Raw genomic sequence first — 12,214 nt, forward strand, 5'->3', positions numbered from 1 at the left:
CCGCCCTGGACCGCAAGGACCCCGCCGCCACCAAGCTGTGCGCCATGGCCAAGCGCTTCGCCACCGACGCCGGCTTCCAGGTCGCCAACGACGCCTTGCAGCTGCACGGCGGCTACGGCTACCTGCAGGACTACCCGCTGGAGCGCATCGTCCGCGACCTGCGGGTCCACCAGATCCTGGAAGGGACCAACGAGATCATGCGGGTGATCATCGCCCGCGAGATGTTCCGGGCGTGACGGCTGAACAGGAAAGCCGGACGTCCACTAAAATCTGGAGACCTCGCATGACCCGCATCGCCTTCATCGGCCTGGGCAACATGGGCGGCGGCATGGCCGCCAACCAGGCCAAGGCCCGGCATCAGGTCTCGGCGTTCGATCTGTCGGCGGCGGCGCTGGAGCGGGCCGTGGCGGCGGGCTGCCAGGCGGCGGGTTCGGCGGCCGAGGCCGTGAAGGACGCGCAAGTCGTGATCACCATGCTGCCGGCCGGACCGCATGTGCGCTCGGTGTATGGCGAGCAGATCCTGGTCCACGCGCCGACATCGGCCCTGCTGATCGACTGCTCGACCATCGACGTCGACAGCGCCCGGGCCGTGGCCGCCCAGGCCAAGGCGGCGGGCTTTCGCTTCGCCGACACCCCGGTGTCGGGCGGGATCATGGCCGCCGAGGCCGGGACCCTGGCCTTCATGGTCGGCTGCGACGAGGCGGATTTCGCCGCCGTCGAGGCGGCGCTCGAGCCGATGGCGCGGGTGACCATCCATGCCGGCGCGCCGGGAGCCGGCCAGGCGGCCAAGATCTGCAACAACATGCTGCTGGGGGTGTCGATGCTGGGGACCTGCGAGGCCTTCGCCCTGGCCGAGAAGCTGGGCCTGGCCGCCGAGCGGTTCTTCGACATCGCCAGCCAGTCCTCGGGCCAGTGCTGGTCGGTCAACACCTACTGCCCGGTGCCGGGCGTGGGCCCGGCCACCCCCGCCGACCGCCACTACGAGGGCGGCTTCGCCACGGCGATGATGCTCAAGGACTTGAAGCTGGCCCAGGACGCCGCCGCCAAGGCCGGCGCCTCGACCCCGCTGGGCGCCCAGGCCGAGGCCCTCTACGCCCTGTTCGACGCCAACGGCTTCGGCGGCAAGGACTTCTCGGCGGTGCTGCAGATGCTGCGCGGTCGGCTGGGTGAGCTGAACTGATCCCGTCCCCTTTCATCGGCCTTCGGAGCTGATCGGATGTCCTACGAAACCCTGATCGTCGAGACCGCCCCGGGCGGCGTCGAGGGCGTGCTGCGGATCCGCCTGAACAGGCCGCAGGCCCTCAACGCGCTGAACGTCCGCCTGCTGGTCGAGCTGGCCCAGGCGCTGGGCGCGGCCGAGGCCGACGATGCGGTGCGCTGCATCGTCATCACCGGCTCGCCCAAGGCTTTCGCGGCCGGGGCCGACATCAAGGAGATGGCGACCAAGACCTACCCCCAGGCCTTCAAGGAGGACTTCTTCACCGCCGGGGCCCGGGCGATCGAGCAATGCCGCAAGCCGATTGTCGCGGCGGTGGCCGGCTACGCCCTGGGCGGCGGCTGCGAACTGGCCATGGCCTGCGACTTCATCGTCGCGGCCGACACGGCGAAGTTCGGGCAACCCGAGATCAATCTCGGCGTCGCGCCAGGGATCGGCGGCAGCCAACGCCTGACCCGGCTGGTGGGCAAGTCCAAGGCGATGGACATGATCCTGACGGGCCGGATGATGGACGCCGCCGAAGCCGAGCGCAGCGGTCTGGTCTCGCGACTCTTCCCGGCCGACCTGCTCGATGAAGAGGCCTTGGCCATCGCCGGCAGGATCGCCGCCCAGTCGCCGCTGGCGGCTATGGCCAACAAGGAAATGGTCAATGTGGCGCTGGAGACCACGCTCAGCGCAGGCCTGCAGTTCGAGCGCCGCCTGTTCCACTCGCTGTTCGCCTTCGAGGACCAGAAGGAAGGCATGGCGGCCTTCGTCGAAAAGCGTCCGCCCCGGTTCACCGGCCAATGACCGACGTCGGGGTCAGGCGACCGGCGCGCCGGGAAACGCCGGTCGGCGCCTGCCGATGAAGGCGGCGACGCCTTCGCGGCCTTCGGCCGATCCGCTGGTCGCGGCGATGGCGGCGGCCTCGGCGTCCAACTGGGCGGCCAGTCCGACGACAGCGCCGTCGTGCAAGAGCTTGCGGCAGGCCGCCAGGGCGCCGACCGCCCCTTGCGCCAGGGCGTCGGCGGTTTCCCGGGCCGCCGCGACCAGATCGTCGTCGGCCACCGTCCGGGTGACCAGACCCATGGTGGCCGCCTCCTCCGCGCCGACGCGGCGGTTGGTCAGCATCATTTCCTGCGCCCGCCGCAGGCCGATCAGGCGCGGCAGCATCCAGCTGGCCCCGCCGTCCGGCGTCAGGCCGATCGCCGAATAGGCCACTGCGAACTGCGCCGACCGAGCGGCGATGGCGATGTCGCCGAGGATGGCCAGGCTCAGCCCGGCGCCGGCGGCCGGACCGTTGATGGCCGTGATCAAGGGCTTGGGCATGGTCGCCAGGCGCAGGACGCCGGCGTGAAAGGTCCGCGCCAGGGCGCCGACCGTCTCCCCGGCCCGGTCCCCAACCCGGGCGAACAGATCGACGTCGCCGCCGACGCAGAAGAACTTGCCCGATCCGGTCAGGACGACGCAGCGCACGTCGGGATCGTCGGCGCAACGGATGGCGGCCTCATGAAGCGCCTGGGACAGTTCCGGTCCGACCGCATTGCGGCTTTCGGGCCGGTTCAAGGTCAGCCAGGCCACGCCCTTGGCGATCTCGACGGTGACAGCCAGCGCCTCGGTCATGCCCCAGCCTCCATCGCCTGGACCCAGGCCAGCCGCGCCAGCTCCGGAAACGCCTCGGCGCGCTCGGCCGCCTGGGCCGAAGCCGCGGCGCCGCGCAGGACCCGGCCCTTGATGCCGTGAAAGATGGCCGCCAGGCGGAAGAAGTTGAACGCCAGGTAGAAGCCGTAGCCCGGCATCCCCGACCGCCCCGTCCGGCGGCAATAGGCGGCCAGGTAGTCGGCCTCGCTCGGCAGGTTCAGGACCGCCAGGTCGGCGCCGTGCAGGCCCGCCACGATATGGGGCGGCATCCGGTACATCATGGCGTGGTAGGCGAAGTCGGCCAGCGGATGGCCCAGCGTCGACAGTTCCCAGTCCAGCACCGCCAGGATGCGCGGCTCGGTCGGATGGAAGATCACGTTGTCGATGCGGAAGTCGCCGTGGACGATCGTCGTCTCGTCGCCGTCGTCGGGGATGTGGTCGGGCAGCCAGGCGACCAGCCGGTCCATGTCCGGGTTCCGGCCCGCGGCTTGGTCGTCGAGATACTGCTTCGACCAGCGCGAGATCTGGCGGGCGAAATAACTTCCCGGACGGCCGTAGTCCCCCAGCCCGACAGCGGCGTAGTCGACCTGGTGCAGGGCCGCCATAGCCGCGTTCATGGCGTCGAAATAGGCCGGCCGGGCCGACCGATCGACCTCGGGCAGCGTGGCGTCCCAGAAGATCCGGCCCTCAACCATCGCCATCACATAAAACCACGACCCGATCACCGCCTCGTCGGTGCAGACGCCGTAGACGTGGGCGACGGGGAAGTTCGCCTTCTCCAGCCCGATCAGCACCCGCGCCTCGCGGTCGACGGCATGGGCCCCCTTGAGCAGCTGGCCGGCCGGCTTGCGCCGCAGGACATAGGTCCGCTCCGCCGTGGACAGCCTGTATGTCGGGTTCGACTGGCCGCCCCGAAACTGCTCGACGGTCATCGGCCCCGCGAACCCGTCGATATGGGCGGCCATCCAGCGTTCCAGCGCCCCGATGTCGAAGGCGAAGCCCTCCCGCACCGGGGTGACGCCCAGATTGGCTTCGGCGGCGGCGGCCGACATCACGCCTCGCCCTCGCGATGGTCGCGCTTGATCTTCTTGGCCAGCGACCATTTGTGGACCTCGGTCGGGCCGTCATAGATGCGAAAGGCGCGGATCTCGCGGAACACCTGCTCGACGATGGTGTCGCCGCTGACGCCCGTGCCTCCCATGACCTGGACGCAGCGATCGGCGACCCGCATCAGCGCCTCGGACACCGCCACCTTGGCCATCGAGCTCTCGGCCGTGCCCAGGGATCCGGTGTCCAGCACCCCGGCGCACCAGTCGATCATCAGCTCGGCCTGCTTCAGGTCGATCAGGTTCTCGGCCAGCATGAAGCCGACGCCCTCGTGGTCGATCAGCGGCTTGCCAAAGGCGTGGCGCCGGCAGGCATAGTCGACGGCGATCTCGTGGGCCCGGGTCGCCGCGCCGGTCCAGCGCATGCAGTGCGACAGCCGGGCCGGAGACAGCCGGATCTGGGCGTATCTGAGGCCCTCGCCGCTCTCGCCCAGCATCTGGTCGGCCGGGACGCGCAGATCGTCGATGGCGACGATGGCGTGGCCCCCAGGCATCGAGCTGTCGATCGTGTCCAGCACGCGCTCGATCCGGATCGCCGGATCGGGCAGGTCGACCAGGAACAGGCAGGCCCCCTCCTGGGCCTTGGCCATGATGATCCCGACCCCGGCCCCGTCGGCGCCGGTGATGAAGGCCTTGCGGCCGTTGATCACCCAGTGCTCGCCGTCCCGCCGGCAGATGGTCTTCATCATCGACGGATCGGAACCGGCCCCGCCCTCCGAAGCCGGCTCGGTCATGAAGAAGGCCGACCGCGCCCGCCCCTCGACCAGCGGGGCCAGGAATCGCGCCTTGATCGCGGGCGAGCCGACCTTGCCGATCAGGTACATGTTGCCCTCGTCGGGGGCGGCGGTGTTGACCGCCAGCGGGCCCAGCGGCGACAGCCCCGACTTGCGCAGCACCCAGGCGGTCTCGCGCTGGGTCAGATGGCTTCCGTCGGCGAGGATGTGCGGGGTCAGGACACCGGCGGCCCGGGCCCGGTCCTTCAGTTCGGCGGCGAGCGCGTCCGACGGGCCGTGCGGCGTCCGGCGCGGGTCGCGCTCATAGGGAGCGACCACCTCGCGCACGAAGGCCTCGACGCGCGCGCCGATCTCGAGCGCCCGGTCGCTGGGTCCGGTCTGGGTCATGTGGCGGTCGAGCCTCCGTCGATCACCAGTTCGGCGCCGGTCATGTATCGGGACTCCTCGCTGGCCAGGAACAGGATGGCGTCGGCGATCTCTTCCGCCGCGCCGACGCGGCCGATCGGGATGTCGGCCAGCAGCCTGGCCGCTATCGCTGGATCGGCATGGACTCCTGCGGTCAAGGGCGTGGCGACATGGCCCGGATGGATCGAGTTGGCGCGCACGCCGTTACCCAGCGCCGCGCACTCCATGGCCGTGGCCTTGGTGAACAGCCGCACCCCGCCCTTGGCGGCGCAGTAGGAACCGGTGTTGGGCGCGCCCATGATCCCGCGGATCGAGGACATGTTGACGATCGAACCGCGCCCGGACACGGCCAGCAGCGGCAACAGGTGCTTGGTGGCGAGGAAGACGCTGTCGAGGTTCACCGCCATGATCGACCGCCAGTGCTCCAGCGAGGTGTCGGCGATCGATCTGAAGCTGCCGAAGCCGGCGTTGTTGACCAACACGTCCAGGCGCCCGCGGGTCGCCTGGAGGCGATCGGCCAAGGCCATCCACGCCGCCTCCCGGGTGACGTCGAGGACCACCGCATCATGCCCTTCGCCTGGCAGGGACTCGATCGCCTCGGCCAGGCGCGGGCCATCGCGGTCCAGCAGCACGACGGACGCGCCTTCGCGGGCGAAAAGGCGGGCCGTGGCCAGGCCGATGCCGGACGCCGCGCCGGAGATCACGGCGATCCGGTCTCGCAGGCGGCTCATGTGACGGGGCTCCCCTGCGGGGCCACGTCGCTCTTGCTGAGCGACAGGAGGCTCTCGAAGCTGGGATTGCGGCGCGCCAGCACGGCCTCAAGGCGAGCCCGGATGGGGTCGTCGAACCGGTCGGTGGTGAAGACGTAGAACTGGTCGGCCTCCACGCCGGCGAAGGCCATCTCCGCCACGAGGTCGGGGCTGGGGGCGGCCCCGTAGAGGTTGTCGGAGATCGCCTTGAGCTCCGCGGCCTCCTCGGCGCGGGGCTGCGTCCTCAGATGGTCCGGCCGGGCGCGTTCGGCGTCGTAGATCCGGGTCGCGACCAGCCCGGGGCACAGCAGGGTGACGCCGATCGGCGCGCCGATGTCCGCCAGCCCGGCGTAAAGCGCCTCGGACACCCGCACCATCGCGTGCTTGGAGGCGCCATAGACGGCCGACCCTGCGCCGCTGACGAAACCGGCGACCGAGGCGGTGTTCAGCACGTGCCCCGCCGTGCCGGCGGCGATCATCCGCGGCACGAAACTGCGGATGCCGTTGACCACCCCGTCCAGGTTGACGCCGAACGCCCACCGCCAGTCCTCGATCGGATATTCCCAGACATTGCGATGACGGCCGCCGGGCACGACGCCGGCGTTGTTGCAGAGCAGATCGACGCTGCCGAAACGGTCCCAGGCCTGGTCGGCCATGGCCTGGACGGCGTCGGGATCGGCGACATCGACCCGCAGAACCAGGGCCTCGCGCCCGCCCAGCTCGGCCGCCACGGCCTGCACGTCCGGCAGGTTGATGTCGGCCAGGACCAGGCTCATGCCGCGCGCCGCGGCGCACCGGGCCAGGGCCGCGCCGATGCCGCTGCCCGCGCCGGTGATGACCGCCGTCCGTCCCTCGAACGCCCGCATCCAAGCTCTCCCATGAGGTCGGGAACGGTTCTGCAGCGCCGTTCTCAATCGTGGACTTGCTACTCGACCGTCCGGTCGGTAGTCAAATGCATCTTGCGGGGCGCGCCGAAAAGATCGCCCCGCCTGAACCGGGAGAAACCATGGCCGTGCCCCCCAATCCCCTGCTCGCCATCGGCGCCCTGCAGGCGTCCGCGCCCAAGACCGTGGCGGGCTATCGCCGCTTCCGGAGCGTGATCGACAGCGACGGCGCCCTGCCCGCCCGGATCAAGGCGCTGTTCGTCGCCTGCGCGGCCTGCATCAAGAACTACGAAGAGATGGCGTTGCGTGAACTGCGCCGCGCGGCCGCCCTGGGCCTGACCGAAACCGAAGCCCGTAGCGCCGTGGCGATCCTGTCCAGCGTGCGGGGCGAAGGCGCCGCGCTGCGGTTCAACAGGCTGTTCGCGGCCGCCTATCCCGACGCCGGGGACGACGCGATCGAGGCGGCGGACCTGGACGTCGCGCCCGGCGAGGCGGAGGCCAATTTCCTAGCCTATTTCACGACCATGCCGCCCACCCTGGGCAAGCTGCTGGACCTCGTCCCGACCGCGGCGGACGCCTATTATTTGATGCGCGAGGGTACCCTGTCGGGAACGGCGCTCGAGCCGCGGCACGCCGAACTGCTGCTCGTCGCCGTGCTGGTCGCCGACTACAGCCCCTGGTCCTCGGTGCACATGCAGGGGGCGCGCAAGGCCGGGGCCAGCGAGCATGAGGTGGCCGAGGCGGTGCTGTGCGCCGTGCCCACCAGCGGGCTGTCGGCCTGGGTGGTCGGCGCCACGGCGATGGACGCCTGACGCCCGGTCAGAGGCCGCTCACCAGGTGGCCGCCGTCGACGGCGATCACCGCTCCGGTCATGTAGCGCGAAGCGTCCGAACACAGCAGCAGCAGCGGCCCGTCCAGGTCCGACAGCTGGCCCAGGCGGCGTTGCGGGATGCGGGCGACCAGCCGCGCCCCGGCCTCGGTGGCGAAGAAGGCGCGGTTGAGGTCGGTCTCGACATAGCCCGGCGCCAGGGCGTTGATGCGGACGCCCAGCGACGCCCACTCAAGGGCCAGGGCCTTGGTCAGCTGGATCAGGCCCGCCTTGCTGGCGGCGTAGGCGGCCAGGCCCTTGGACACCCGCTCGCCCAGGATCGAGGCCACGTTGACGATGGTCCCGCCGCCGCTGTCCCGCATCGCTCGGGCCGCCGCCTGGGCGACCAGGAACGCTCCGGTCAGGTTGGGCTCGATCGCGCCCCGCCAGTCGGCGGGCGACAGGTCGATGGCGGCCTGGGTCTGGGCCACGCCAGCGTTGTTGACCACGATGTCGATGGGCCCGGCCAGAGCCGTCCCCCGGGCGATCCCAGCCGCGACCGAGTCGGCGTCGGTCACGTCCATGACCACGGGATGGCATCGCCCGTTCGCACCGGCGATCTCCGCGGCCACGGCTTCGAGCGCGGCTTCCCGTCGCGCCGCCGCGATCACGGTCGCGCCCCGGTCCGCCAGGACCTGGGCGAAATGGCGGCCCAGGCCCGAGCTCGCGCCCGTGATCAGGGCTACCCGGCCGGTGAGATCGGTCATTTCGAATTTCCTCCCGCGGACAAATCGGTTATGCCTCTATGCTCATTCGACCGGTCGGTCGAGCAATCGAACGTGTGTGATGTTTCAAGGCCGTCTGCAAGGAAAGCGAGCGCTCGTGACCGGCGCGTCGGGCGGCGTCGGCGCCGCCCTGGCCAGGCGCTTCGTCGCCGAGGGCGCGCACGTGCTGCTGGGCGACCTGGATCACGACGGCGGCGAGCGCCTGGCCCGCGACCTTGGTCCCCAGGCCCTGTTCGTCGCCCTGGACGTCACCGCGCCTCAGGCCTGGGACGAGGCGATGGAGGTCGCATCCTCGACCTGGGGCGGCCTGGACCTGCTGGTCAACAACGCCGCCGTCGCCTCGCCGATCGTGGCGATCGACGAGCGGGACCCCGCCGACTGGGATCGGGTGATGGCGGTCAACCTCCGCGGGCCGTTCCTGGGCGCCCGGGCCGCCTTGCCGCTGTTTCGCCGGGGCGGCGGCGGCGTCATCGTCAATGTCTCGTCGGTGGCCGGCCTTGGCCAGTCGGGGATCATGGATCCGGCCTATGCCTGCAGCAAGGCGGGCGTGACCATGCTGACCCGGGTCATCGCCGCCCAGCACGCCCGCGACGGGGTGCGGTGCAATTCGGTGCATCCGGGGCCCATCGACAGCCCCATGGCCAGCGCCGCCTATGCCGACGCCGACGCCTTGGCGCGGCGGCTGTCACGCATACCGGCCGGCCGTTTCGCCGAGATCGAAGAGGTCGTGTCGGCCGTGCTTTATCTGGCCTCGGAGGAATCCTCCTATGTCACCGGGGTCGCTCTGGGCGTGGACGGCGGCGCCCTGGTGCAATAAGGAGGCGGCATGGGTTGTCCACGACGGACAATCTCGCCGAACGGGAAATTGGCGACAGAAAGAGAACACGTGGCTGCGAAAAAAGCGGTGAAGCGGCAAACCACCGAGGCGCACGACGGCAAGCGCCTGGAGATCATCGGGCACTGCGCGACCCTGTTCGACAAGGTCGGCTATCACAAGGCCTCGATGCAGATGCTGGCCGACGAGGTCGGGCTCGGCAAGCCGACCCTGTACCATTACTTTCCCAGCAAGCTGTCGATCCTCTACGCGATCCACGAGACCCATATGCGGGCCCTGCTGGACGGGCTGGAAATCCACGACGGCGAGACCCGCGACCCGGTCGCCCTGCTGAGGTCGGCCTGCATCGACATCCTGCGGCAGATCGCCGACCACCCTGGCTATGTCCGCGCCTTCATGGACCACTATGGGGACCTGGAAGGCAAGATGCGGGCGGAAATCCGCGCCCGCCGCACCGAGTATTTTCAACGCGTGGTGGGCATCATCTCGCAGGGAATCGAGAGCGGCCGCCTGCGCCGCTGCGATCCGACCGTGACCGCCTACGGCTTCCTGGGCATGTGCAACTGGGCCTACAAGTGGTATCCGCCGATGGCGGCCGAGCGCACCCCCGAGCAGATGGCCGACGCCCTCTGCCAACCCTTCTTCGAGGGCCTGGCGATCCCGGCCTGACGGGAGGCTTGCGTGATCACCGCCGAGACGCTCCGCGCCGTACGGGCCGGCGGCGTCGACCAGATCCGATCGGCCGCCGAGGCCCTGCGCGACGTCGTCTCCGACCTGACGGGACTGCGATGCGCGGTCACCGACAACATCGCCGTCCAGGAGCCGATGAAGGACGCCGCGGGCGCGGTCCTGGCCAGCGCCGTCTTCGGCTTCGCCAGCGGCGACGAGGCGCGCTGGTGGCGGTTTCCGCAGCTGGCCCTGACCTCCCCCCTGCCGATGGCCTGCCGGTTCGAGAGCGAGCCGTTCTGGTGCAACGCCGACGGCATCCACACCCCCACCCCCAACCTGCTGCTGTCGGCGCTCGACCTGTCGAACTTCCGAGAACGGGCGCTGACCAGCGCGGCCATCGTCGCCCCGATCCACCTGCCGTTCGGCCAGATCGCCGCCGCCAGCTTCCTGTCGCCGGATCCGGGGGTCGACGACCTCTCCGAAGCCTTCGAGCAGCACGGCGAAACCCTGGCCCTGCTGGCGCGGACCTTCGTGGCCAGCTACGTCAAGGTGACCGAGCGGCGCCGGCCCAGCGTCGCCGCGGCCCTGCTGAGCAAGCGCGAGGTCGAATGCCTGCGCTGGGCGGCCGCGGGCAAGACCAATGACGAGATCGGCATGATCCTGGGCCTGCAGCGAACGACGGTGCGGTTCCACATCCGCAGCGCCTCGGTGAAGCTGGACGCGGTGAACCGCGACCAGACGCTGTTCAAGGCCGCGCAGCTGGGCTTCCTGGCCATGATCCGCTGACCCTTTGGTCAGAAGCCGCAGGACCTGAAGGCGGGGTAGTGAATCGGCAGGAGCCGTCATGTCCCCCACCCTCGCCCCCCTTATCGCCGAACGCCTGATCGACTTCGACGCCGACGGCGCACCGATTTTGCTCGGCGGTCGCGACCGGATTACCGGCCGTCTGGTGTTCCCCCTGCCCGCCGACGAAGACCGCTTCGAACGGATTGGGCTGCCGAACCGCGGACGGCTCTGGTCGTGGACGGTCCAGCGGTTTCGGCCCAAGTCGCCGCCCTATGCCGGTCCGGCCGAGTTCGCGCCCTACGCCGTCGGCTATGTCGCCCTGGGCGAGGCGATCATCGTCGAAGGCCGCCTGAGCGGCGTGGCGTTCGAGGACCTGCGGATCGGCCTGCCGCTACGGCTGACGACGGAGCCCTTCGCCTTCGAGAACGGCGAGATGCGGCTGACCTTCGCCTTCGCGCCGGAGGACCGCCTATGAGCGACGTGCGCATCATCGCCGCCGGCATCCATCCGTTCGGCCGGACCCCCGGGCTGTCGGGCCTGCAACAGGGCGTCTTCGCCGTCCGCCAGGCGCTGGCCGCGGCCGGCCTGGACTGGCGCGACATCCAGTTCGCCTATGGCGGATCGGACTCGGCCGGCAACGCCGACACCATGGTCTCCGAACTTGGCCTGACCGGCCTGCAGTTCATCAATGTCGCCAACGGCTGCGCCACCGGCGGCTCGGCCATGTTCGGCGCCTACAGCACGATCAAGTCCGGCGAGTTCGATCTCGGGATCGCGGTCGGCTTCGACAAGCATCCGCGCGGCGCTTTCGACCCCAAGCCGGCGGACTGGGGCCTGCCCGACTGGTACGGCGAGACCGGCCTGATGCTGACGACCCAGTTCTTCGCCATGAAGACCCAACGCTACATGGCCGAGCACGGCATATCGGTCCAGACGCTGGGCCGGGTCGCCGAGAAGGCCTTCGCCAATGGTGTCGCCACGCCGCACGCCTGGCGGCGCGAGGCGGTGGACCTGGAGACCATCCTGGCAGCGCCGCTGGTCAGCGACCCGTTCACCAAGTTCATGTTCTGCTCGCCCGGCGAAGGGGCGGTGGCCCTGGTCTTCGCCAGCGCGGCGCGGGCTCGCCGGCTGGGACTGGACGGGGTCCGGCTCCGCGCCGCGGCGGTCCGCAGCCGGCCGCCGGGCTCGTTCGAGGTGTTCTCGCCGGCCCTGGACATCGTCCGCGGCCCCTCGCCCTCCACCCTGGCCTCACGCGCTGCATTTGAAATGGCCAGCGTCGCGCCGGCCGACATCGACATCGCCCAGCTGCAGGACACCGAGGCGGGCGCCGAGATCATGCACATGGCCGAGAACGGCTTCTGCGCCGACGGCGACCAGGAGGCCTGGATCGTCGAGGGGCGGACCCGTCTGGACGGCGCCCTGCCGATCAATACCGACGGCGGCTGCCTGGCCTGCGGCGAGCCGATCGGCGCGTCAGGCCTGCGCCAGGTCTATGAGAACTTCGTCCAGCTGACGGACCAGGCGGGCGCGCGGCGGGTCGGCGGCGATCCACGCCTTGGCTACAGCCACGTCTACGGCGCCCCCGGCGTCTCCGCCGCCGCCATCGTGGAGCGCTGA

At 70.4% G+C, this 12,214-nt stretch carries 15 protein-coding genes; 9 read left to right on the forward strand and 6 right to left on the reverse strand.

Annotation, left to right across the window (positions count from 1 at the left end; genetic code table 11):
- The 3 genes from ACIPQB_RS00005 to ACIPQB_RS00015 all read left to right on the forward strand — a co-directional run.
- A partial coding sequence (locus ACIPQB_RS00005; RefSeq protein ID WP_446483135.1) for an acyl-CoA dehydrogenase family protein occupies positions 1–236 on the forward strand: 236 nt, incomplete at its 5' end.
- On the forward strand, positions 233–1,180 hold the full coding sequence (mmsB, locus tag ACIPQB_RS00010) for a 3-hydroxyisobutyrate dehydrogenase (protein WP_446483136.1): 948 nt from the start codon (positions 233–235) through the stop codon (positions 1,178–1,180). The genes ACIPQB_RS00005 and mmsB, both read left to right, overlap by 4 nt.
- A gap of 36 nt (positions 1,181–1,216) precedes the next feature.
- The gene (locus ACIPQB_RS00015; protein ID WP_446483137.1) at positions 1,217–2,005 is read left to right on the forward strand and encodes an enoyl-CoA hydratase-related protein; all 789 of its coding nucleotides are present in this window, start codon (positions 1,217–1,219) and stop codon (positions 2,003–2,005) included.
- A 12-nt stretch (positions 2,006–2,017) separates the two neighbouring features.
- On the opposite strand, the gene ACIPQB_RS00020 is transcribed toward ACIPQB_RS00015, so the two are convergent.
- Genes ACIPQB_RS00020 through ACIPQB_RS00040 form a run of 5 tightly spaced genes read right to left on the reverse strand, consistent with a single transcriptional unit; the run spans position 2,018 to position 6,696 of the window.
- A complete protein-coding gene (locus ACIPQB_RS00020) occupies positions 2,018–2,818 on the reverse strand; it encodes an enoyl-CoA hydratase/isomerase family protein (RefSeq protein ID WP_446483138.1) in 801 nt (266 codons plus the stop codon).
- Positions 2,815–3,888: a phosphotransferase gene (locus tag ACIPQB_RS00025; protein ID WP_446483139.1), complete on the reverse strand. Its 1,074-nt coding sequence runs from the start codon at positions 3,886–3,888 to the stop codon at positions 2,815–2,817. Before ACIPQB_RS00025 ends, ACIPQB_RS00020 begins: the two co-directional genes overlap by 4 nt.
- Positions 3,888–5,063 carry an acyl-CoA dehydrogenase family protein gene (locus ACIPQB_RS00030; protein ID WP_446483140.1) on the reverse strand — a complete coding sequence of 392 codons (1,176 nt, stop codon included), beginning with the start codon at positions 5,061–5,063 and terminating at the stop codon, positions 3,888–3,890. Before ACIPQB_RS00030 ends, ACIPQB_RS00025 begins: the two co-directional genes overlap by 1 nt.
- Positions 5,060–5,812: an SDR family NAD(P)-dependent oxidoreductase gene (locus ACIPQB_RS00035; protein ID WP_446483141.1), complete on the reverse strand. Its 753-nt coding sequence runs from the start codon at positions 5,810–5,812 to the stop codon at positions 5,060–5,062. Before ACIPQB_RS00035 ends, ACIPQB_RS00030 begins: the two co-directional genes overlap by 4 nt.
- The gene (locus tag ACIPQB_RS00040) at positions 5,809–6,696 is read right to left on the reverse strand and encodes an SDR family NAD(P)-dependent oxidoreductase (protein WP_446483142.1); all 888 of its coding nucleotides are present in this window, start codon (positions 6,694–6,696) and stop codon (positions 5,809–5,811) included. The genes ACIPQB_RS00035 and ACIPQB_RS00040 overlap by 4 nt, the downstream gene beginning before the upstream one ends.
- A gap of 140 nt (positions 6,697–6,836) precedes the next feature.
- Here ACIPQB_RS00040 and ACIPQB_RS00045 point away from each other — a divergent pair, with 140 nt between their 5' ends.
- Positions 6,837–7,526, forward strand: a complete 690-nt coding sequence (locus ACIPQB_RS00045) for a carboxymuconolactone decarboxylase family protein (protein ID WP_446483143.1) — start codon at positions 6,837–6,839, stop codon at positions 7,524–7,526.
- Between the two features lie 7 nt (positions 7,527–7,533).
- On the opposite strand, the gene ACIPQB_RS00050 is transcribed toward ACIPQB_RS00045, so the two are convergent.
- Entirely contained in the window at positions 7,534–8,289 is a 756-nt protein-coding gene (locus ACIPQB_RS00050) for an SDR family NAD(P)-dependent oxidoreductase (protein WP_446483144.1), read from the reverse strand.
- A 79-nt stretch (positions 8,290–8,368) separates the two neighbouring features.
- On the opposite strand from ACIPQB_RS00050, the gene ACIPQB_RS00055 reads away from it, so the two are divergent.
- From ACIPQB_RS00055 to ACIPQB_RS00075, 5 genes are all read left to right on the forward strand, one after another.
- Positions 8,369–9,124, forward strand: coding sequence for an SDR family NAD(P)-dependent oxidoreductase (locus ACIPQB_RS00055; RefSeq protein WP_446483145.1), 756 nt, complete (start codon positions 8,369–8,371; stop codon positions 9,122–9,124).
- 69 nt (positions 9,125–9,193) lie between these two features.
- Complete coding sequence (locus ACIPQB_RS00060) at positions 9,194–9,811, forward strand: TetR/AcrR family transcriptional regulator (RefSeq protein WP_446483146.1); 618 nt, start codon at positions 9,194–9,196, stop codon at positions 9,809–9,811.
- Positions 9,812–9,823: 12 nt separating this feature from the next.
- On the forward strand, positions 9,824–10,597 hold the full coding sequence (locus ACIPQB_RS00065; RefSeq protein ID WP_446483147.1) for a response regulator transcription factor: 774 nt from the start codon (positions 9,824–9,826) through the stop codon (positions 10,595–10,597).
- A 58-nt stretch (positions 10,598–10,655) separates the two neighbouring features.
- Positions 10,656–11,072, forward strand: coding sequence for a Zn-ribbon domain-containing OB-fold protein (locus ACIPQB_RS00070; protein WP_446483148.1), 417 nt, complete (start codon positions 10,656–10,658; stop codon positions 11,070–11,072).
- On the forward strand, positions 11,069–12,214 hold the full coding sequence (locus tag ACIPQB_RS00075) for a thiolase family protein (RefSeq protein WP_446483149.1): 1,146 nt from the start codon (positions 11,069–11,071) through the stop codon (positions 12,212–12,214). The genes ACIPQB_RS00070 and ACIPQB_RS00075 overlap by 4 nt, the downstream gene beginning before the upstream one ends.

The sequence above is a fragment of the Caulobacter sp. LARHSG274 genome (assembly GCF_052871235.1).